Annotated in this window: 21 protein-coding genes; 11 read left to right on the top strand and 10 right to left on the bottom strand. The window is 63.8% G+C overall.

Going from position 1 to position 19,325, the window contains the following annotated elements; all coding sequences use genetic code 11:
• Positions 1–94 (bottom strand): hypothetical protein (locus BMX92_RS04625; RefSeq protein WP_143066723.1); only part of this gene is annotated, 94 nt, incomplete at its 3' end.
• A 300-nt stretch (positions 95–394) separates the two neighbouring features.
• On the opposite strand from BMX92_RS04625, the gene wecB reads away from it, so the two are divergent.
• The 5 genes from wecB to BMX92_RS04600 all read left to right on the top strand — a co-directional run bounded on the left by wecB (position 395) and on the right by BMX92_RS04600 (position 6,271).
• The gene (gene wecB, locus BMX92_RS04620) at positions 395–1,507 is read left to right on the top strand and encodes a non-hydrolyzing UDP-N-acetylglucosamine 2-epimerase (protein WP_093012518.1); all 1,113 of its coding nucleotides are present in this window, start codon (positions 395–397) and stop codon (positions 1,505–1,507) included.
• A 185-nt stretch (positions 1,508–1,692) separates the two neighbouring features.
• Positions 1,693–1,929 (top strand): hypothetical protein, encoded by a 237-nt coding sequence (locus BMX92_RS04615; RefSeq protein ID WP_093012514.1) that lies wholly within the window; start codon positions 1,693–1,695, stop codon positions 1,927–1,929.
• Between the two features lie 104 nt (positions 1,930–2,033).
• Positions 2,034–3,329 carry a UDP-N-acetyl-D-mannosamine dehydrogenase gene (gene wecC / locus BMX92_RS04610; protein ID WP_093012511.1) on the top strand — a complete coding sequence of 432 codons (1,296 nt, stop codon included), beginning with the start codon at positions 2,034–2,036 and terminating at the stop codon, positions 3,327–3,329.
• Positions 3,330–3,431: 102 nt separating this feature from the next.
• Positions 3,432–4,136, top strand: a complete 705-nt coding sequence (locus BMX92_RS04605) for a polysaccharide biosynthesis/export family protein (RefSeq protein WP_093012508.1) — start codon at positions 3,432–3,434, stop codon at positions 4,134–4,136.
• Between the two features lie 29 nt (positions 4,137–4,165).
• Positions 4,166–6,271, top strand: coding sequence for a GumC family protein (locus tag BMX92_RS04600; protein ID WP_093012683.1), 2,106 nt, complete (start codon positions 4,166–4,168; stop codon positions 6,269–6,271).
• A gap of 156 nt (positions 6,272–6,427) precedes the next feature.
• On the opposite strand, the gene purQ is transcribed toward BMX92_RS04600, so the two are convergent.
• Both purQ and purS read right to left on the bottom strand, forming a co-directional pair.
• A complete protein-coding gene (purQ, locus tag BMX92_RS04595) occupies positions 6,428–7,102 on the bottom strand; it encodes a phosphoribosylformylglycinamidine synthase subunit PurQ (protein ID WP_093012505.1) in 675 nt (224 codons plus the stop codon).
• A gap of 1 nt (position 7,103) precedes the next feature.
• The gene (gene purS, locus BMX92_RS04590; protein WP_093012502.1) at positions 7,104–7,337 is read right to left on the bottom strand and encodes a phosphoribosylformylglycinamidine synthase subunit PurS; all 234 of its coding nucleotides are present in this window, start codon (positions 7,335–7,337) and stop codon (positions 7,104–7,106) included.
• A 797-nt stretch (positions 7,338–8,134) separates the two neighbouring features.
• On the opposite strand from purS, the gene BMX92_RS04585 reads away from it, so the two are divergent.
• Together BMX92_RS04585 and BMX92_RS04580 are read left to right on the top strand one after the other, a co-directional pair.
• A complete protein-coding gene (locus BMX92_RS04585) occupies positions 8,135–8,374 on the top strand; it encodes a hypothetical protein (protein ID WP_093012499.1) in 240 nt (79 codons plus the stop codon).
• Positions 8,375–8,426: 52 nt separating this feature from the next.
• Positions 8,427–9,179, top strand: a complete 753-nt coding sequence (locus BMX92_RS04580) for a sulfite exporter TauE/SafE family protein (RefSeq protein WP_093012496.1) — start codon at positions 8,427–8,429, stop codon at positions 9,177–9,179.
• A 311-nt stretch (positions 9,180–9,490) separates the two neighbouring features.
• On the opposite strand, the gene purC is transcribed toward BMX92_RS04580, so the two are convergent.
• From purC to BMX92_RS27270, 7 genes are all read right to left on the bottom strand, one after another.
• Positions 9,491–10,273 carry a phosphoribosylaminoimidazolesuccinocarboxamide synthase gene (gene purC, locus BMX92_RS04575; RefSeq protein WP_093012493.1) on the bottom strand — a complete coding sequence of 261 codons (783 nt, stop codon included), beginning with the start codon at positions 10,271–10,273 and terminating at the stop codon, positions 9,491–9,493.
• Positions 10,274–10,446: 173 nt separating this feature from the next.
• Positions 10,447–10,581: a hypothetical protein gene (locus BMX92_RS27880; RefSeq protein WP_256213267.1), complete on the bottom strand. Its 135-nt coding sequence runs from the start codon at positions 10,579–10,581 to the stop codon at positions 10,447–10,449.
• A 31-nt stretch (positions 10,582–10,612) separates the two neighbouring features.
• Positions 10,613–11,017 carry a polyketide cyclase gene (locus BMX92_RS04570; RefSeq protein WP_093012490.1) on the bottom strand — a complete coding sequence of 135 codons (405 nt, stop codon included), beginning with the start codon at positions 11,015–11,017 and terminating at the stop codon, positions 10,613–10,615.
• An 11-nt stretch (positions 11,018–11,028) separates the two neighbouring features.
• The gene (locus BMX92_RS04565; RefSeq protein ID WP_093012680.1) at positions 11,029–12,426 is read right to left on the bottom strand and encodes an alpha,alpha-trehalose-phosphate synthase (UDP-forming); all 1,398 of its coding nucleotides are present in this window, start codon (positions 12,424–12,426) and stop codon (positions 11,029–11,031) included.
• Complete coding sequence (locus tag BMX92_RS04560) at positions 12,423–14,192, bottom strand: glycoside hydrolase family 15 protein (RefSeq protein WP_256213277.1); 1,770 nt, start codon at positions 14,190–14,192, stop codon at positions 12,423–12,425. The genes BMX92_RS04565 and BMX92_RS04560 overlap by 4 nt, the downstream gene beginning before the upstream one ends.
• 102 nt (positions 14,193–14,294) lie before the next feature.
• Positions 14,295–15,050: a trehalose-phosphatase gene (otsB, locus tag BMX92_RS04555; protein ID WP_093012484.1), complete on the bottom strand. Its 756-nt coding sequence runs from the start codon at positions 15,048–15,050 to the stop codon at positions 14,295–14,297.
• A gap of 102 nt (positions 15,051–15,152) precedes the next feature.
• Positions 15,153–15,323 carry a hypothetical protein gene (locus BMX92_RS27270; RefSeq protein WP_177184929.1) on the bottom strand — a complete coding sequence of 57 codons (171 nt, stop codon included), beginning with the start codon at positions 15,321–15,323 and terminating at the stop codon, positions 15,153–15,155.
• A 132-nt stretch (positions 15,324–15,455) separates the two neighbouring features.
• On the opposite strand from BMX92_RS27270, the gene BMX92_RS04550 reads away from it, so the two are divergent.
• From BMX92_RS04550 to parC, 4 genes are read left to right on the top strand one after another with little or no spacing between them, the layout of a single operon-like run.
• Complete coding sequence (locus tag BMX92_RS04550; protein ID WP_177184933.1) at positions 15,456–16,376, top strand: LysR substrate-binding domain-containing protein; 921 nt, start codon at positions 15,456–15,458, stop codon at positions 16,374–16,376.
• 43 nt (positions 16,377–16,419) lie between these two features.
• Positions 16,420–16,662 carry a type II toxin-antitoxin system CcdA family antitoxin gene (locus BMX92_RS04545; RefSeq protein ID WP_093012481.1) on the top strand — a complete coding sequence of 81 codons (243 nt, stop codon included), beginning with the start codon at positions 16,420–16,422 and terminating at the stop codon, positions 16,660–16,662.
• Positions 16,662–16,955 (top strand): CcdB family protein, encoded by a 294-nt coding sequence (locus BMX92_RS04540; protein ID WP_256213266.1) that lies wholly within the window; start codon positions 16,662–16,664, stop codon positions 16,953–16,955. Before BMX92_RS04545 ends, BMX92_RS04540 begins: the two co-directional genes overlap by 1 nt.
• 52 nt (positions 16,956–17,007) lie before the next feature.
• On the top strand, positions 17,008–19,296 hold the full coding sequence (parC, locus tag BMX92_RS04535) for a DNA topoisomerase IV subunit A (RefSeq protein WP_093012475.1): 2,289 nt from the start codon (positions 17,008–17,010) through the stop codon (positions 19,294–19,296).
• The last annotated feature ends 29 nt before the right edge of the window (positions 19,297–19,325 follow it).

The raw sequence follows: 19,325 nt of genomic DNA, 5'->3' as shown, positions 1-19,325 counted from the left end.
CCTTGTCCACGCACACCACGTCATGGCCAAAGTCCGCAAAACAGGCCCCGGACACAAGCCCAACATAACCCGTGCCGATCATCGTGATTTTCATGAATCTGCTCCAGCCCCGCAAGAAGAGATGATTATGTCACGGCTCTAGCATAGTCGCAGGCCATTACAATTCGCTGCAATGCAGCGACGAATTTTGAAGATCGTTTAACGACTGGTTACCATTTTCTGCCAAGTCGGGCTTTGTTTGAAAATGCGCGAAAGAGCGCATTTTGAATCCGCACCGGCCCGCTCCCCCACCCGGCCACCCATATGATACTGCCGTTGGGTGGCCGGGTGGGGGAGCGGGCCGGTGCGGCAGAATGTGCGAAGCACATTCTCGACGAGCGAAAGGGATAGCAGGGTGAAAGTGGCTTTGGTGTTCGGGACCCGTCCCGAAGCGATCAAGATGTTCCCCGTGGTCCATGCGCTGCGCGCGCAGCCGGGCGTGGAAACGCGCGTCATCGTGACGGCGCAGCATCGCGGACTGCTGGATCAGGTGCTGGAGATTGCCGGCATCGTGCCCGATATCGATCTGGACGTCATGGTGCCCAATCAGACGCTGGACGGGCTGACGGCCAAACTGATCGTCGAACTGGGCAAGGCCTTCGACGCGGAAAAGCCCGATCGCATCGTGGTTCACGGCGATACGCTGACAACTATGGTCGCCAGTCTGGCCGCTTATTATCGCAAGATTCCGGTTGCCCATGTCGAAGCGGGACTCCGCAGCGGTGACATTCATCATCCCTGGCCGGAGGAAGTGAACCGGCGAGTCGTCGCCTGTATTGCCGACATGAATTTCGCCCCGACGCAGGCGGCGGCCGATGCGCTGCTGCGGGAAAATCGCGATGCCGCTGGTATCCACATCACCGGCAACACCGTCATCGATGCGTTGCTGGCTACGCGCGACCGGGTGGTGGCCGATGCGTCGCTGGCCAGCGGTCTGGATGATCTGGCCGCGCGCTTTGCGGGCAAGCGGATCGTCGCCGTCACCAGCCATCGGCGCGAGAATTTCGGGGGCGGCATGGAGGCGATCGCCCGCTCCATCGCCGATATCGCCGCCCGACCGGACGTGGCGGTGATCTTCCCGGTCCATCCCAATCCCAATGTCCGCCCGGTCATGGACGCCGTGCTGGGCGACTTGCCCAATGTTGCGATGATCGAACCGCTCGACTATCCCCATTTCGTGCGGTTGCTCGATCTATGTCACCTCGTCCTGACCGACAGCGGCGGCGTTCAGGAGGAGGCGCCATCGCTCGGCAAGCCGGTGCTGGTGATGCGCGAAACGACCGAGCGTCCCGAGGGGGTGGAGGCCGGCACGGCGAAGCTGGTCGGCACCGATCGCGCGCTGATCGTGCGCGAAGTGCTGGCGCTGCTGGACGATCAGGACGCTTATGACGCCATGGCCCGCGCGCATAATCCCTTTGGCGACGGGGGCGCGGCGGAGCGGATCGCGGTAGTGATCGCGGCCGGCTGACCGATTGCGCCAGAAAGGGCGCGACGCAGGGCGAGGGGACTGCTATCAGGCCGCATCGCCGCGATCCTGCCTGCAAGCACGCGCCCCGACAGAGAGACAATCGCGCTCCCGCTTGCTACGCAAGGAGCGTCTTTCATGTCTTATTTTTCTCCGCTGCGCCTGTCTTTCATGACGGAAAACCGCATATGAGCCGCGCGATCAACGTCACGACCTCGGTCGAGGACGTCACCACACTGTGCGCCCGCCACGCCATCGCCATCTCCACGATCGAGGCGCTGCCCGCCGGGGGAACGCGCGTCGTGCTGCTCAACCCGCTCGGCGCCGACCGCATCCGCGAACTGCTGAAGACCAAGATCATCACGACTCCGGTGACGCGCTCCTCCGCCCATATCGCCCGCCAGCCAAGCCCCCGCTATCGGTAGGCATAAGGGTATTTTTCCCCGTTCCCTCTTCACTATTACCGAAATCTTCAGCATTTCGGGGCAGAACAACGGCCAAATTCACCGCTGAAGGACTGTCCCGACCCATGCCCGTCGACGCCAAGCAGAAGGTTTCCGTCATCGGCCTCGGCTATATCGGCCTGCCGACCGCCGCCCTGATCGCGCGTGGCGGCGCCAGGGTGGTGGGCGTGGACGTGTCCGCCCATGTGGTGGACACCGTCAATTCGGGCCGCGTCCATATCGAGGAAGTCGATCTCGACGGTCTGGTGCAGGGCGTGGTGTCGCGCGGCAATCTGCGGGCGTCGCTGGAGGTCGAGGAAAGCGACGTCTTCATCATCGCCGTGCCGACTCCGGTGGCGGAAGATCGCGCGCCGGATATCAGTTATGTGCTGAAGGCCGCCAAGACAGTCGCCCCTGTGCTGAAGGCCGGCGACACGGTGATCCTTGAATCCACATCGCCCGTCGGCACGACCGAAGCGATGCGCGATGTCATGGCGGAACTGCGCCCCGACCTGAAGATGCCCGGCAAGGGCGTGCAGGGCGATATCGCCATCGCCTATTGCCCGGAACGGGTTCTGCCCGGCCGCATCCTCGTCGAACTGATCGACAATGATCGCTGCATCGGCGGCATTACGCCGCGCTGCGCGCGCAAGGCGCTGGGTTTTTATCGTCAGTTCGTGCGTGGCGCCTGCATCACCACCACCGCCCGCGCGGCCGAGATGGTGAAGCTGGTCGAAAACAGCTTCCGTGACGTCAATATCGCCTTCGCCAACGAATTGTCGGTGATTGCGGAGAATATGGACATCGACGTTTGGGAGGTGATCCGCCTCGCCAATCGGCATCCGCGCGTCAACATCCTGTCGCCCGGTCCGGGCGTGGGCGGTCATTGCATCGCCGTCGATCCCTGGTTCATCGTCCATGGCGATCCGGAAAATGCCCGCATCATCCGCACCGCGCGCGAAGTGAATGACGGCAAGACCGACTATGTCGTCGCCAAGGCTTCCGACATGATCGACGAGTTCGCCGGTGAGGACGTCGCGTGCCTCGGCCTCGCCTTCAAGGCGAATATCGATGATTTCCGGGAAAGCCCGGCGGTGAAGGTCGCCGCGCGCCTTGCCCGCCGCTATGGTCGGCGGATCAAGCTGGTAGAGCCCTATGCGCAGGAACTGCCGATGGAGTTTGCCGGGACGGGCGCGGAATTGATCGATCTCGATACGGCTCTGGAACAATGCGGCCTGTTCGTCATTCTTGTCGATCATGACATGTTCAAATCTGTCCCCGTCGACGAACGCGCCGGCAAGGCCGTCTATGACACGCGGGGAATCTGGCCCGATCAGCCGCGCCGCGTGGCGCAGCCCACGCCCGGCCGAGTCGCCGTCTGAGGCGGCATCGCCGGGCTCGACCCGTCCCGGACGCGGTTGCCATCGCCCTGTCACGCCGCTAACCCCCGCCCTCATACGGGCTATGATGGGGTTACAGGGCGGATGAAGCATCGGAACAGCATCAGCCGATCCATTGCCGTTGCGGTGATCTGCACCGCGCTTGCCGGTTGCACCACTGTCGAGGATGCGCCGCGAGGCGAAGCCGCCTACGTCGCGATCCCGCCTGCGCCTGCCGTCGGCATGGACTATCGCATCAGTCCCGACGATGTGCTGCGCATTCAGGTCTATCATGAACCCGATCTGTCGCTGGAAGATGCGCAGGTGACGGCGGCGGGCATGATGCGGATGCCGCTGGTCGGCGACATATCGGTCGCGGGCCTGACCGCCAGCGAGGCGGCCGACGTTGTCGCCGGGCGGCTGGAGCGCTATCTGGTGTCGCCGCAAGTGACCCTGTTCGTGAAGAAGGCGGTGGGCCGCCGCATCACGCTGGACGGGGAAGTGCGCGAACCCGGCCTGTACCCGGTCGACGGGCGACTGACCCTGTTGCAGGCGGTGGCTCTCGCCAAAGGACCGACCCGCCTCGCTGGCCTAAGCCAGATCGTGGTTGTGCGCCAGATGGATGGCCAGCGTCAGGCGGCGATGTTCGACCTTGGCGCCATCCGCAAGGGCAAGGCGCCCGACCCTGAAATTCTGCCCGGCGATCAGGTGATCGTCGGCCTGTCGCGCGCCAAGGCGATATTGGGCGGCGCGCTGATCGCGGTGCCGGCCGTCGCGGCGGGCTTCATCGCGCTGGACGGAGAGCATTGATGGCCGCGACCCTGATCGATCCGACCGACATGCCCGAAGGCGAGGGCGCAGGCGCCCGGCTGGCGCGGCGGACGCGCGCCTATTGGACGGTGCTGCGGCGTCACCGCGTCATCCTGTTCGTCACCATGGCGCTCTGTCTGCTGGCGGCCTTGCTCTACATCTTGTTGTCGACGCCTTATTATCGTGCGACCGCTTCGGTCGAGGTGGAGGATCTGCCTGCCGGTGCGGCAGGGACCGGCACGCCCCGACCCACCAGTGATGACACCGAAACGGTGATGCAGACCGAATTGGAAGTGCTGCGCAGCCGCGCGCTGGCCGAGGAGGTCGCGCGCAGTCTGGCGCTGGTCGGCACGTCGACCTTCTTCGATGGCATGGGGGTCAGCCGCCCCAAGGAGGGATCGGTCGGCCTCAGCCAGCGGCAGGTGGAGCAGGAGCGGGTCGTCACCCTGTTGCGGCAGAAGCTGGAAGTCGAACTGCCCGGCAAGTCGCGGGTCATGCGCATCAGCTTCGTCAGTGCCGATCCGACATTGTCCGCCCGGGTCGCCAATGCCTATGCTGACAGCCTGATCCGGTCGGACCTGAAGCGCGGCTTTGAATCGGGCGTGCAGGCGCGCCGTTTCCTGCTGGGCGAGCTGGATGGCGCCCGCACTGACCTGTCGCGCGCGGAACGCGAACTGGCCGTCTATGCCGCCCGCAGCGGCGGCGCCCCGGTGGAGCCGGATCAGAGCGCGCAGGGTGATGCCACCAAGGCAAAGCCTGCCGAACCCAAATTCGCGCCGTCCGAAGGATCGATCGAAAGCCGTCTGGCGCAGCTCAACGGTTTCCGGGCGCAGGCGGTATCCGATCGGATCGCCGCGCAAAAGCGCTGGGAAAGCGCCCGCCGCGCCAGCGCCGAAACGCTGCCGGAAGTGCTGAACAACGGCGCGATGCAGCAATTGATGACGGAACGGGCGCAGGCCCGCGCCGCGCTGGTCGAGGAGCGGCAGTTCCGCAAGGATGCCCATCCCGAAATGCGCGAGGCGCGCGCCCGCCTCGCCGCGCTGGACGATCAGGCCGACGAGATGGCGAACCGCATCCGCGCTTCGCTCAAGGAACAATATGACGTCGCCGTCCATGGCGAAAAGCAGATCGGATCGGAAATTACCGCTCTGGAGCGCGATGCGCAGGCCGCGCGTGGCCGCGATGTGCAGATGGGTATCTACGAACGATCGGTCGATACCTATCGCATGCTGCATGACAGCCTGTTGCAGCGCTATCGCGACATGGCGTCGCAGGCCGGGTTCCAGGCCGGGCGCATCCAGCCGCTCGACCGGGCGGCGGTGCCGGCGCGGCCCTTCTCGCCCAAGGTTGGGGAAACTCTCCTCCTCGCTGCGCTGGGTGGGCTGGCGCTGGGGCTGTTGCTGGTGGCGGCGCGCCACATATTCGACGATGCGGTGACGTCGGCCGATACGCTGGCGGAGCGGGTCGGGCTGCCGCTGCTGGGCGCGGTGCCGGTGACGGGCGATAGTCCCCAGCCGCCCGAAATCTTCATCCCGATCGCGCGGTCGTTGCTATTGGCGTCGACCGGCGGTCTGCCGCGCTCCATCCTCGTCACCAGCGCGCAGGAGGGGGAAGGCAAGTCCCTGACCCTCAACGCGCTGGCGCTGGCGCTGGCGGGCCTCGGCAAGAAAGTGCTGGTGGTCGATGGCGACATGCGCCGGCCGGTGCAGCACGCCCTGTTCCGCGTCGCGCCGGGCAAGGGCATTAGCGAAGTGCTGACCGGACAGGCCAGGCCCGCCGACGCCATCATCCCGACCGGAGTGGAGGGCATATCGCTACTCCCCTGTGGCGCGGTGCCGCCCAACCCCACGGAATTGCTGGCCACCCCGGCGCTCGATACGCTGCTGGCGTCGGTGCGCGATGATTATGACACGATCCTGATCGACGCGCCGCCGATCCTGGGGCTGGGCGACGCCAGCCTGCTGGGCGCGCGGGCGCAGGCGAACCTGCTGGTGGTCGAATGGGGCCGCAACCATCATGGCGGCCTGCGCGCTTCGGTCGAGCGGCTGCGCCGGGCAGGCGGCGTCATCATCGGCGCCATCCTCACCAAGCAACAGGGCCGCGCCTTCGACTATGACTATCATCGGGGCGGGTGAGGATAGCTAAAACGATCTTCGTCATTGCGAGCGAAGCGAAGCAATCCAAGGCACTACGATGGATTGCTTCGCTTCGCTCGCAATGACGAACAGGCACAAAAAAAGAGCGCCATCCGATCCGGGGGCGCTCTTTTTGTGCCGTATCGGCGGATTGGATCAGGCCCGCGCCAGCAGGCCTTCCACCAGCCCCTCGAACAGGCGCTTGCCGTCGGTCGCGCCATGGGCGGCTTCGATCACGCGCTCGGGGTGCGGCATCATGCCCAGCACATTGCCCGCTTCATTGAGGATGCCGGCGATGTTGCGGGCGGACCCGTTGACGTTTTCCGCATAGCGCAGCGCGACGCGGCCTTCGCCTTCCAGCCGGTCCAGCGTCGTATCGTCGGCGAAATAATTGCCGTCATGATGCGCGACCGGATAGCGGATCGCCTCGCCCGCTTCATAGCGGCTGGTGAACGCGCTCTGGGCGTTCTCGACCGTCAGGGCGACGTCGCGGCACACGAAATGGCCGCCGGCGTTGCGCAGCAGCGCGCCGGGCAGCAGGCCGCTTTCGGTCAGCACCTGAAAGCCGTTGCAGATGCCCAGCACATAGGCGCCACGGTCGGCGGCCCTGGCCACCGCCTGCATCACCGGCGAGCGCGCGGCCATCGCGCCGGAGCGCAGATAGTCGCCATAGGAAAAGCCGCCCGGCACGCCGATCAGGTCGATGTCGTCGGGCAATTCGGTGTCCCGGTGCCAGATCATGGCGGGCTTGGCTCCGGTCGCAGCCTCGAACGCCACCGCCAGGTCGCGGTCGCAATTGCTGCCCGGAAAGACGATGACGGCGCTCTTCATCTCAGGCGACCTTCTCGATGCGATAATTTTCGATCACCGTGTTGGCCAGCAGCTTGCGGCACATGGCGTCGATATCCTCGTCGCTGGTGCCGTCGGCCAGATCCAGTTCGATGAGCTTGCCGGCGCGCACGTCATTGACGCCGTCAAAGCCCAGACCGCCCAGCGCATGCTGGATCGCCCGACCCTGCGGATCGAGAACACCGCCCTTGAGGGTGACGAAAATGCGGGCTTTCATGGGCGTGGACTCCTTGGAATCGCCAGATGCCGCGCCTGATGCGCGGGATGATGCAGTTGCCGCACCCCCTAGGCGCGGCGGCGCGCGGAGGCAAGCCATTATGACGGTGGGAGGCGTTGGGCGATAATCGGGCGAGGGGCGGGGCGGAGTTTGCGGCGATGCTGGCGGGGCAAGGAAACAGGATTTGCGCCGCTTAACTTCGCATATGTCCCGTGGAATGCGACATTTCGTTGCGCGGACGTGATCCTATCGGAAAGTGGGGACATCGGACGGTGGAAAGAGCCGGGCGGGATTATGGGGGTAAAAGGGGAGGATAGGACAGGGTGGGGGCGAAGCCGTGTCGGCGCAGCGCCGCAGGCAATATATGTAGTTCACGCGGAGGCGCGGAGACGCGGAGGAGGTGCGCAACGCCTCTGCGTCTCCGCGCCTCCGCGTGAACCAGAATGAAGAAGGATTTCGCGCAGAGGCGCAGAGAGCGCAGAGACGATTGCTATCCTCACTCTGCGTTCTCTGCGCGAACATATTATGGGCCTTCAGTGCAAGGCGATCAGAAATGGACAGGGCAAACGGATTGTAATGATGGCCGAAAGCATCCTCCCATTTTCGTCACCCCAGCGACCCGAAGGGCGGCCAAAGGCCAACGCTTGGGTCTCAGGCGATGGCGCGATAAGCTCGGACAAACGCCAAGCTCTACCGTTTCGCGCCTTCGCCTGAGATGCCAGCTTTCGCTGGCATGACAGTTAAAGGTCTGTTCGCCACCAATTGCGGAAATTGGACGATCGCGGCATGATGTGCACATGGTCGAGATAGCAGGGCATAGCTACGAGGTTATCGTTGGCAGCGACATTCAACGAGACGGCATGTATTTGGAGGCTTGGAACGAAGGTGGGGCCGTGGTCGCCGAGGTGTTTTATAGTGATCAGGACGATACGATGACCTTCACCGGATATCTTTCCGACCTGCCGCTTACGCTCGTTGAATGGATGATCGGTCAAGCGAAAATCCGGCTTATTCCCGAACGAGGGAACGACGGCTAACTACCCCAACTCCCCCATTCCCACCCACCCGCGCATCCCCTAAGTGCTCGCCATGCATCCGGACCTTCTCTACATCCTCTGCGCGGTTATCGCGGTCGTCATCTCCGGCCTTGCCAAGGGCGGCTTTGCGGGTGTGGGGGCGCTGGCCATGCCGATCATGGCGCTGGGCGTCGATCCCGTGCGCGGGGCGGCTATCTTGTTGCCTATCCTCATTCTTCAGGATGTCGTCAGCGTCTGGGCGTTCCGCAAAAGCTGGGACGGGCATGTGCTGCTGGTCATGCTGCCCGGCATGGCGGTGGGCGTGGGGCTGGGCTATCTGTTCGCGGCGCAGGTGCCCGAAACCACGGTCCTGGGGGCGCTGGGCGTCATTTCCATGCTGTTCGGGCTGCAACGGCTGTGGATCGAGCGGGGCGGGGCGATCGTGCTGCCGTCCACTTCGCCCGACTGGGTGGGCTTCCTGTTCGGCATCGGCAGCGGCTTTACCAGCCAGATCGCCCATGCGGGGTCGCCGCCCTTCCAGATGTGGGTGCTGCCCCGCAAGCTGCCGCGCGACATGCTGGTTGGGACGACCGCCGTCGCCTTTGCCGCGATGAACTGGATGAAGGTGCCGGCCTATGCCGCGCTGGGGCAATTTACCCGCGCCAATCTGATGGCGACGGCGATGCTGGCGCCGGTGGCGATCGTGGCGACCTTTGCCGGGGTGGCGCTGGTCCGTCGGGTCGATGCGGCGCGTTTCTACACGCTCATCTATGTGCTGATGGTGCTGCTGGGGCTCAAGCTGCTGGTCGATGCGCTGATGGCGTAGCTACCGACCGTTTGCCCTGAACCCCCATCCGTTCGTCCTGAGTAGCCGCTGAGCTTGTCGAAGCGGCATATCGAAGGATGGGGCACGCCAGCCCCTTCGATATGGGCCTTCGACTTCACCTTTGGTGAAGTTTATCCTGAGCGACTGCCTTGGCAGGCAGTCGAAGGGCTCAGTCCCTACTCAGGGCGAACGGAGTTGGAGAGGGGAATAGGCCAAAAAAAAGGCCGGCGCTGTGGCCGGCCTTTCTATATTTATCTTTTGTTTTTCGCATTTTCCGAGTCAGCAGATGATGCCATCTGCTTCGAAAATGCTTAGTCCTTCTCGCGCTTCTTGCGATGCGTGTCGAGGTCGAGGACGGTGGTGTCTAGGCCATCGGGCAGCAGGCCCAGGCGGCGCGCCACTTCCTGATAGGCTTCGACTTCGCCGCCCAGATCGCGACGGAAGCGATCCTTGTCCAGCTTCTCGTTGGTCGCCATGTCCCACAGGCGGCAGCCATCGGGGCTGATCTCGTCGGCCAGGATCACACGGCTGTAATCGCCGTCATAAAGGCGGCCGAATTCCAGCTTGAAGTCGATCAGGCGGATGCCGATGCCCGCGAACAGGCCGCACATGAAGTCGTTGATGCGGATCGCCATGTCGGCAATGTCGTGCATCTCTTCCTGCGTGGCCCAGCCGAAGCAGGCGATATGCTCTTCGGAGATCAGCGGGTCGCCCAGCGCATCATCCTTGTAGCAATATTCGATCAGCGTGCGGGGAAGCTGCGTCCCTTCCTCGATGCCCAGCTTCTTGCTGAGCGATCCGGCGGCGACATTGCGCACGACGACTTCGATCGGCACGATCTCGACCTGGCGGACGAGCTGTTCGCGCATGTTGAGGCGGCGGATGAAGTGGGTCGGCACGCCGATCTGGCCGAGCAGGGTGAAGATATGCTCGGAGATGCGGTTGTTGAGCACGCCCTTGCCGGAAATCGTGCCCTTCTTCTGCGCGTTGAAGGCGGTGGCGTCATCCTTGAAATATTGGATGATCGTGCCCGGTTCGGGGCCTTCATAAAGGATCTTTGCCTTGCCTTCGTAAATCTGGCGGCGACGGGCCATGCGCGTTCCTGTCTTTTTATCACAAAAACAATGCGCCCCGGCAAACGCGAATCGGAAAGGATCAGCGGGTGCCGGGGCTGTTCAACGCGGCCCATAGAGCAATATGGGCGGGGGTGCAATTCTTCCTCCCCGCAGGCGGGGAGGGTTACGCGCCCTTCATTCGCCGATTACGCCTATAGCACGTCCCCGAACATGAACCAGATCATCGCGCACCAGGCGATCAGGCCGATCGCGGCCAGTATCACGCCGGATCGGGCGCGGATGGCGGGCCAAAGGCCGGTCGGTTCGTCTTCATCATGGGTCTGCATTCCGCTGGCGTAGCGGGGGATACCGCCACGCTCAAGCCGGGTAGAGGTTTTCCAGCAGCGCCTTGAGTGCGTGAAGGTCTTTCGCCACCAGTTCCGCATCCCGATCGAAAGCGGCATCGTCCATGTCCGGCTGGCCGAACAGGGTGAAGACGACCAGCGTGCCTTCGCCATTCGCGATCATGCGCAACGGGATATGGATGTCCGGCTTGCCGGGCAGGCGGACATGATGGTCGAGAATGCCGACATCATTGGGCGGGGAGAAGAGGACGATCGCCCGGCCCTCCGGCGTTTCGGCGATCCAGTCATCGCCCTGCCGATGGAGCGAGGAAGAAAGGCCCGCCGCCCAGCGCGGGAAATTCTCCGGCTGGCTGGCAAAGCCATAGGCCTGCGTCAGCGGCGCGCGGATAGCGATATCGATCGAGCGCGCCGCCAGCATCGCGTCCGCGCCTATCCCTCGGCCTCTGCCGGGGCTGGGTCGCGCCGACTGGCCATCAGTCGACCGGTGAAGCATTGGCGCCACCAACTGATATCCTGCTGTTCCACACTGTCCATCATCGCCCGCCAGCGCCGCTTGCGCTCATCGCGGGGCATGGCGATCGCGCGGGTGATGGCGTCGGACATTTCCTCCGGGCTATAGGGGTTGATCAGCAGCGCATCCTTCAACTGGATCGCGGCGCCGGCAAAGCGCGACAGGATCAGCACGCCGGGATCTTCCGGGTCCTGCGCCGCGACATATTCCTTGGCGACCAGATTCATGCCGTCGCGCAATGGCGTCACCAGCCCGATCTTGGCGCCGCGATAGATGCCCGCCAGCTTGTCGCGGGGATAGCCCTGATTGACGTAGCGGATCGGGGTCCAGTCTACATCGCTATATTCGCCGTTGATCCGCCCGGCGAGGGAATCGAGCGTGGCGCGGATCTGCTGATAGCTTTCCACCTCCCCGCGCGATGGCGGCGCGATCTGCGTCAGCACCACCTTGCGATGCTGTTCGGGATGATCCTTGAGGAAACGGGCGTAGCCGCCGAACCGCTCCTCCAGTCCCTTGCTGTAATCCAGCCGGTCGACGCCCACGATCATCGTGCGGTCCTGCAAGGAGGCGCGGACCAGCGTACTCATCTCGTTGGCGGCGTCGCTGGTGGCGGCTTCGGCAAATTCCTGGGCATTGATGCCGATCGGGCAGGCGACCGCCTGAATGGTGCGATCGCCGACGGTGACGAAGTCGCCATCGACCGTTCCGCCCATTTCCCGCTCCACATAATGGCGGAAGGATTCCAGCCACTCCTCGGTATGGAAGCCGATGACGTCATAGGCGAACAGGGTGCTGACCAGCTTGGTATGGTGCGGCAGCGACACCAGCAGTCGGGTGGGCGGCCAGGGGATGTGCAGGAAGAAGCCCATGCGGTTCTTCAGCCCCTTGTCGCGCAGCATCTGGCCCAGCGGGATCATGTGATAATCATGGACCCAGATGATGTCTTCGGGTTCGATCAGCGGGGTGGCGGTGTCGGCGAAGCGCAGGTTGACGCGGTTATAGCCGCCCTCGAAATCGCGGGCATATTCGGCCAGGTCGATGCGGAAATGGAAGAGCGGCCACAGCGTCTTGTTGGCATAGCCATTATAATATTCGTCGACATCCTGTTCTTCCAGATCGATCGTCGCCGTCTTGACGCCGTCATCCTCGGCAAAGCCGATATGGCCGGTGAAATTGTCGGTGACTTCCCCCGACCAGCCGACCCAGATGCCCCGGCTTTCGCGCAGCGCCTGCGACAGCGCGACAGCAAGACCGCCCTGATTGCCGGTCTTGCTGGGCCTACTGACCCGGTTGGATATGACGATAAGACGGCTCAACGCATTGCGCTCCATGGTTTGCTCAGCAAGACGGCGCAGTTGATGATGCCGACCAATGAGTAGGTCTGGGGATAGTTCCCCCACAATTCCCCGGTCGCGGGGTCGATATCTTCGGACAACAGCCCGGCGGCGGTGCGGCGGGACAGCATCTCCTCGAACAGGGACCGGGCCTCTTCCGTGCGGCCGGTACGATGCAGCGCCTCGATCAGCCAGAAGGTGCAGACGTTGAAGGCGGTGACGGGTTCGCCGAAATCATCGGGGGCGCTGTAGCGCAGCATGTCATTGCCCCGGCGCAGATCCGCCTCCAACGCGGCGAGCGTGCCGACGAACATCGGATCGTCGGCACTCAGGAAGCGCAGGTCCAGCAACTGGAGCAAAGATGCGTCGCGCGCATCATCCTCGAAATTGGCGGAGATGGCCTTGGTGTCTTCCCGCCAGGCGGCCTCCACGATGCGCGCCTTCATGGTTTCGGCGCGATTTTGCCAGTGGGCGGCGCGCAGCGGCAGGTCGAGTGCGGCAGCGGCATGGGCAAGGCGATCGCACGCCGCCCAGCACATTACCGCGCTATAACTGTGGACATGGGCGCGGGTGCGCAATTCCCACAGGCCTGCGTCCGGCTGATCATAGACGGCCCAGGCGCGCTCGCCCACCGCCTCCAGCGCCTCGAAATCGGCATGACCGGCCATGCGCAGCAATCGCTGGTCGATAAAGCCCTGAACCGAGGACAGGACGATCTGGCCATAGGCATCATGCTGTATCTGTTCATAGGCGGCATTGCCCACGCGCACAGGCCCCATGCCGCGGTAGCCCGGCAGGCTTTCGGCCTCCCATTCATGCAGCGTGGCATTGCCGCGCACATCATAGAGCGGCTGAATATGCCCGCCCTTCGCCCCGTCCACGATGTTGCGCAGATAGACGAGATAGGTTTCCAGCACGTCGAGCGCGCCCAGCCGGTTCAGCGCCTCCACCGTATAATAGGCGTCGCGCACCCAGCAGTAGCGATAGTCCCAGTTGCGGCCGCTGTCGGCATGTTCGGGAATGGAGGTGGTCAGCGCCGCGACGATCGCGCCGGTTTCCTCATGCTGGCAGAGTTTCAGCGTAATGGCGGATCGGATCACCGCTTCCTGCCATTCGGCCGGGATGGCGAGGCCGCGCACCCATAGCTGCCATTCCAATATCGTATCGTCCAGCATCCGCTCGATCGCGGGGCGCAGCGCGTCGGAGAAACCTTCGTCCGGGCCCATGAAGAAATGCATGTCGGATTCCAGCCGGAACCAGCTTTCCTGCGCGATCAGGCCGATGGGCGCATTGGTCGACACGCGCATCGCCATATAGGACAGGACCATGCGGATATGGTTGGAGCCGTAATTGACCGGCACCTTGTCGCCATTCCAGTTGGTGGTCGGGCGCAATTTCACCCGGATGCGCGGGCTGCCCGCCACCGGGCGGACGATGCGGATGAAGGCCACCGGGCGATACATGCGGCCCTGATGCTTATGGCGCGGGCAGAAATCATAGGTTTCGATCGCATTGCCCTGCGCATCGCTCTGGCGCGTGACCAATATGGGCGTGTTTCGGATATACTGTTGTTCGACCGCGACGCAATTTTCCAGCTCGATCGCCCAGAAGCCGCGCGACTGGCTGTCGTCCCAGTCCTTATGGTCCAGCAAAGCGGAAAAGACCGGGTCGCCGTCGACGCGGGGCACGCAGGCCCACACCATACGGCCTGCGCGATCGATCAGCGCGGAAGCCTGGCAATTGCCGATAGGCCAGAGGTCGAGATTGCGCTCGTTCCCGGCGTGGATGGAAGGATTTGCTGCTTGGATTGCTCTGCCCCTTCGCTGGTCAGGATGAAGGGCACCGACAATTCAGCCGGTGATCCCCTGCGTCAGATAATGCCTGACGGCCCCAACCTGTTCCAAAGAGAATGTCGCCAATGTGGGGCGGGGCGATCCGACGAGGATTCCAGCACCACCCAGTTCGACCGCTACGGCAAAGCCTTCCTCGTCGGTGACGTCGTCGCCGATGAAGATGGGAACGCCGCCGGCCATGGGCGCGGATTGCATCAGCGCCTTGAGCGCGCTGCCCTTGTCCGCGCCGCCGGGGCGCAGTTCGTACAGCATCTTGCCTTGCTGCACGGTCAGGCCATGCTGGCGCGCCAGATGCTTGGCAAGGTCGGCGGCATCCTCCTGCCACTGCGGCGCGCCGCGAAAATGCAGGCCGACGCTGATCGATTTGCGTTCGACCAGCACGCCGGGCTTGTCGCTGGCAAAGGCGTTGAAGGCGGTTTCGACCGCATCGATGGCGGGCAGGCGCGGCGGCGTGTCCACCGCTTCGCCGGGCCGGGCGAACTCCAGCCCATGCGTGCCCGACAGGAGGAAATCGCCAAAGCCCAGATCGCACAAGGTTGCCACGGAGCGTCCGCTGACGATCGCGAGCCGTCCGCCCAGCCGATCGCGCAGCTCTGCCAGGGTCGCCAGCAGATCGGCATCGACCACAACGGCATCGGGCGTGTCGGCCAGCGGCGCCAGCGTGCCGTCAAAATCGAGGAAAAGCGCAGCGCCGGTCAGCAGGCCGATCGGCGGGGCGGGCAGGGCGATGGGGGAGAGAAGGGTGTCGGTCACGCCTTTAAGAGTGGCGTCTCAGGCCAAAACCGCAACCCCTCATCTCGCAATCGCAGCAATTTCCTAAGAATCCGTTTGAGAATGCGCCATCCGGCGCAGTCTCTAAGATCGGCAGGCGGGGTCGCTGGTCCTGTTATCGGTCCAGGGCGATGTCCACTGGATCCGGTGCAGCGCCCGAAACGCCTGCATGATCCCGGCGATCAACCGGTCGATGCCCTGATTGGTGTGTTCGCGGCCGTCATTCCACAGCCGGTCGTCATATTCGTCGCGCATGACGCGGTCCTTTTCTATGAGTCGGTGGTTAGCGCGGTGCGATTGTCCGCAGGCCGGCAATTGCCGGATATGCGCGATTCCCGCCAACAAAAGGCTGGACGTCTTAAATAAGGACAGCTTATGGTTCTGGCCATGTCCAGCCTGCCGCCGCTCTCCGCCATTCGTGTGTTCGAAGCCGCCGCCCGGCTGGAGAATTTTACCGCCGCCGCGCAGGAACTGGGTATGACCCAGGCGGCGGTCAGCTATCAGGTGAAGTTGTTGGAAGAGCGGCTGGGCCTCAGCCTGTTCCGGCGGGTCGGGCGCAAGGTGGCGCTGACCGACAAGGGGCGGGAGATTGCACCGGTCCTGACCCGCGCGTTCGACCTGATGCGCGATGGCTTTACCGCGCTGACGCAGGATCATTCGGCGGTGCTGACGATCAGTTGCACCAACAGCTTCGCCCATCTGTGGCTGGCGCCCAGGATCGGCGCCTTTCAGATGCGCCACCCGCATCTGGCGGTTCGCATCCAGTCCAATGACGCCATTGTCGATCTGGCCCGCGATGGCGTCGACCTCGCCATTCGCGGGGGCAAGGGGGAGTGGCCGGGGCTGGAAGCGAAGCTGCTCACGCACAGCCGCCTTGTGCCCATGTGCAGCCCCGACTGGCTCGCGCGGCATAGCCCGATCGCGGATGCCGCCGCCTTGCTCGCCTTGCCCCGGCTCTCGCCGGAGGATAGCTGGTGGCATGACTGGCTGGCGGCGATGGGCGTGGAGGCGAGCGATCATGACGGGCCGCCCGCCATCGCGCTCGACAGTCAGGTGATGGAGGGGCGGGCAGCCATGGCCGGGCAGGGCATCGCCATTCTGACCCATATGTTCTGGCGAGCCGAGGTGGAGGCCGGGCTGTTGGTGGAGGCGGTGCCATCCTATGTGCGCGACAAGGCGAGCTACTGGATCGTCTACCCGCCCCACGCCCGCAACGCGCCCAAGATCAAGGCCTTTCGCGACTGGATCAGCGCCGAATTCGCCAGCGAGATCGCGGCCGATCCGGACGGGCGCTACTTGCCGCGGTGATGCGTCATGCGTATGTTCATGCGCATATTCAGTGAGGGCCGCCATGACCAAGCAGGAACGTATCGGAACGCGCAAGGCGACCAACCTGTCGCTGGATGCCGATCTTGTCGCGGATGCGCGCGATCTGGGGATCAACCTGTCCCGTGCGTGCGAGGACGCGCTTCGGAAGGAGATTTCCGCCGAGCGCGGGCGGCGGTGGCAGGAGGAAAATAAGGACGCGATTGCTGCCTGGAATGACTGGGCCGAAAATAACGAATTGCCGCTCGACAAATATCGGCAGTTCTGATGCGTTTCGGGGTGTACCGGCTGTCTGGCGGCGGTCTGGTGCTCGATTGTCAGAGCGATCATGTCGATCATCTGGGAACGCGACTGGTGGTGCCGCTATTGCCGCCCGCTGACATGCCCGCCGCATTGCCGGCTTTGCATCCCAGCTTCGTCATAGAAGGCGAGCGGTTGATGATGGCGACCCATTTGGCTGGCGCGGTGCATTCGCGATTGTTGAAACAGCCGGTTACGATTTTGGACGACCATCACGCCGCCATTATGCGTGCAATAGACATCCTGTTGACGGGTTTCTGACTCTGCGCAATTCCCGTTCCGTTCTTCTCTTCTGCCTGCTAAGCCGTCCCCGATGACCGATTTTCGCGACCCGTTCGACGCTATCAAGGATCACCCGTTCGATGATGCGCTCTCGCAGCGCTATCTCGTCTATGCGCTGTCGACCATCACGGCGCGGTCGCTGCCGGATCTGCGCGACGGGCTGAAGCCGGTGCATCGGCGCCTGCTCTGGGCGATGCGGCTGCTGAAGATGGAGCCGGGCGGGGCGAACCCCGATATCCTCGTCGCCAATCCGGCGCGGAACACCACCAGCTACAAAAAATGCGCCCGTGTCGTCGGCGACGTCATCGGTAAATATCACCCGCATGGCGACGCGTCAGTCTATGACGCGATGGTGCGTCTGGCGCAGGATTTCTCGCTGCGTACACCGCTGGTCGACGGGCAGGGCAATTTCGGCAATATCGACGGCGATAATGCGGCGGCGATGCGTTATACCGAAGCGCGCCTGACGCAGGCGGCGGCTGACCTCATGTCCGGGCTGGACGAAGGCACGGTCGATTTCCGCCCCACCTATAATGGCGAGGATGAGGAGCCGGAGGTTTTCCCCGGCCTCTTTCCCAATCTGCTGGCCAACGGCGCCAGCGGCATCGCGGTCGGCATGGCGACCAGCATCCCGCCGCACAATGTCACCGAACTGATCGACGCGGCCGGCCTGCTGATCGAAAATCCCGATGCCGATCATGCCGCGTTGATGCAGATCGTGAAGGGCCCCGACTTCCCGACTGGCGGTGTGCTGGTGGACAGCCCGGCGATCATCTCCGAAGCCTATGCCACCGGGCGCGGCGCTTTCCGCACGCGGGCGCGCTGGCATAAGGAGGAGGAAGGGCGCGGCAGCTGGATCGCGGTCGTCACGCAAATTCCCTATCAGGTCCAGAAGTCCAAGCTGATCGAGCAGATCGCGGCGCTGATCAACGACAGGAAGCTGCCGATCCTGGCCGATGTGCGCGATGAATCCGACGCGGAAATCCGCATCGTCATCGAACCGCGCGCCCGCACGGTCGAACCGCAGATGCTGATGGACAGTCTGTTCCGGCTGACCGATCTGGAAAATCGCTTCCCGCTGAACCTCAACGTGCTCGATTCCACCCGCACGCCGCGCGTGCTGGGGTTAAAGCCGCTGCTGGTGGAATGGCTCAAGCATCAGATCGACGTGCTGGTCCGCCGTGCCCAGCATCGGCTGGACAAGATCGCCAATCGGCTGGAACTGCTCGACGGCTATATCATCGCCTATCTCAATCTCGACCGGGTGATCGAGATCATCCGGACCGAGGATGAACCCAAAGAGGTGATGATGGCCGAATTCGGCCTCAATGACCGGCAGGCCGAAGCGATCCTCAACATGCGGCTGCGTTCGCTGCGTCGGCTGGAGGAGATGGAACTGCGCCGCGAGCATAGCGAACTGCTCAAGGAAAAGGACGAACTGGAAAAGCTGGTCGAAAGCCCGGCCCGCCAGCGCACCCGCCTGAAGAAGGATCTGGCCGCGCTGCGCAAGCGCTATGGCCCGGAAACCGATCTGGGCCGCCGCCGCTCGCTGGTGGAGGAAGCCGCGCCCGCGCGGGAAATCCCGCTGGAGGCGATGATCGAGCGTGAGCCGATCACCGTGATCCTGTCCGAACGCGGCTGGATCAGGGCGATGAGCGGCCATCGCGATCTGGCCGCCGCCGATACGCTCAAATTCAAGGAAGGCGATGGCCCGCAATTCGCCTTCCACGCTTACACCACCGATAAGCTACTGATGGCGACGGCGACGGGTCGTGTTTATACGCTGGCGTCGGACAAATTGCCGGGCGGGCGTGGCTTCGGCGATCCGGTGCGGTCGCTGGTCGACATGGATAATGAAGGGGCGATCATCGCCCTGATGCCGGCGCGGATCGGCAGCGACCTGTTGCTGGCCTCCTCCGACGGTCGTGGTTTCGTGGCGGCGGTCGGCGATCTGATCGCCGAAACGCGCAAGGGCAAGCAGGTGGTGAATGTCCGGGCAGGCGCGAAGCTCAGCGTCATCCGCCCTGTCCCGGCCGAGGCGGACAGCATTGCCGTGATCGGTGAGAATCGCAAATTGCTGGTTTTTGCCCTTACGGAAATGCCGAAAATGGCGCGCGGGCAGGGCGTGCAAATGCAGCGTTACCGGGATGGCGGCCTGTCCGATGCGATCGCCTTCACGCTGTCCGATGGCCTTAGCTGGACCATGGGCGGCGAGTCGGGGCGGACCCGGACGGAAAGCGACATGATGCCCTGGAAAGTGGCGCGTGGCGCTGCCGGCCGGATGCCCCCCACGGGTTTCCCGCGTGACAACCGCTTCTAAACCGGGCGTTTCTCCTTTTTTTCGGGCAG

This window comes from Sphingobium sp. YR768, from assembly GCF_900111125.1.
In the GTDB taxonomy this organism is placed as follows: domain Bacteria; phylum Pseudomonadota; class Alphaproteobacteria; order Sphingomonadales; family Sphingomonadaceae; genus Sphingobium.
Note: the sequence above shows the minus strand (reverse complement) of the source record. Positions and strands in the feature narration are given on the sequence as shown.

Bases quoted from the DNA above. Each gene is read 5' to 3' on its own strand.
- BMX92_RS04545 (WP_093012481.1), top strand. From the start codon at position 16,420: ATGACCAAGCAGGAACGTATCGGAACGCGCAAGGCGACCAACCTGTCG.
- BMX92_RS04540 (WP_256213266.1), top strand. From the start codon at position 16,662: ATGCGTTTCGGGGTGTACCGGCTGTCTGGCGGCGGTCTGGTGCTCGAT.
- BMX92_RS04585 (WP_093012499.1), top strand. From the start codon at position 8,135: ATGGTCGAGATAGCAGGGCATAGCTACGAGGTTATCGTTGGCAGCGAC.
- purQ (WP_093012505.1), bottom strand. From the start codon at position 7,102: ATGAAGAGCGCCGTCATCGTCTTTCCGGGCAGCAATTGCGACCGCGAC.
- BMX92_RS04580 (WP_093012496.1), top strand. From the start codon at position 8,427: ATGCATCCGGACCTTCTCTACATCCTCTGCGCGGTTATCGCGGTCGTC.
- purS (WP_093012502.1), bottom strand. From the start codon at position 7,337: ATGAAAGCCCGCATTTTCGTCACCCTCAAGGGCGGTGTTCTCGATCCG.
- wecC (WP_093012511.1), top strand. From the start codon at position 2,034: ATGCCCGTCGACGCCAAGCAGAAGGTTTCCGTCATCGGCCTCGGCTAT.
- BMX92_RS04605 (WP_093012508.1), top strand. From the start codon at position 3,432: ATGAAGCATCGGAACAGCATCAGCCGATCCATTGCCGTTGCGGTGATC.
- BMX92_RS04570 (WP_093012490.1), bottom strand. From the start codon at position 11,017: ATGCTGGCGGCGCGCTCGATCGATATCGCTATCCGCGCGCCGCTGACG.
- BMX92_RS04615 (WP_093012514.1), top strand. From the start codon at position 1,693: ATGAGCCGCGCGATCAACGTCACGACCTCGGTCGAGGACGTCACCACA.
- BMX92_RS27270 (WP_177184929.1), bottom strand. From the start codon at position 15,323: ATGCGCGACGAATATGACGACCGGCTGTGGAATGACGGCCGCGAACAC.
- BMX92_RS04550 (WP_177184933.1), top strand. From the start codon at position 15,456: ATGTCCAGCCTGCCGCCGCTCTCCGCCATTCGTGTGTTCGAAGCCGCC.
- BMX92_RS27880 (WP_256213267.1), bottom strand. From the start codon at position 10,581: ATGCAGACCCATGATGAAGACGAACCGACCGGCCTTTGGCCCGCCATC.
- BMX92_RS04600 (WP_093012683.1), top strand. From the start codon at position 4,166: ATGCCCGAAGGCGAGGGCGCAGGCGCCCGGCTGGCGCGGCGGACGCGC.
- purC (WP_093012493.1), bottom strand. From the start codon at position 10,273: ATGGCCCGTCGCCGCCAGATTTACGAAGGCAAGGCAAAGATCCTTTAT.
- parC (WP_093012475.1), top strand. From the start codon at position 17,008: ATGACCGATTTTCGCGACCCGTTCGACGCTATCAAGGATCACCCGTTC.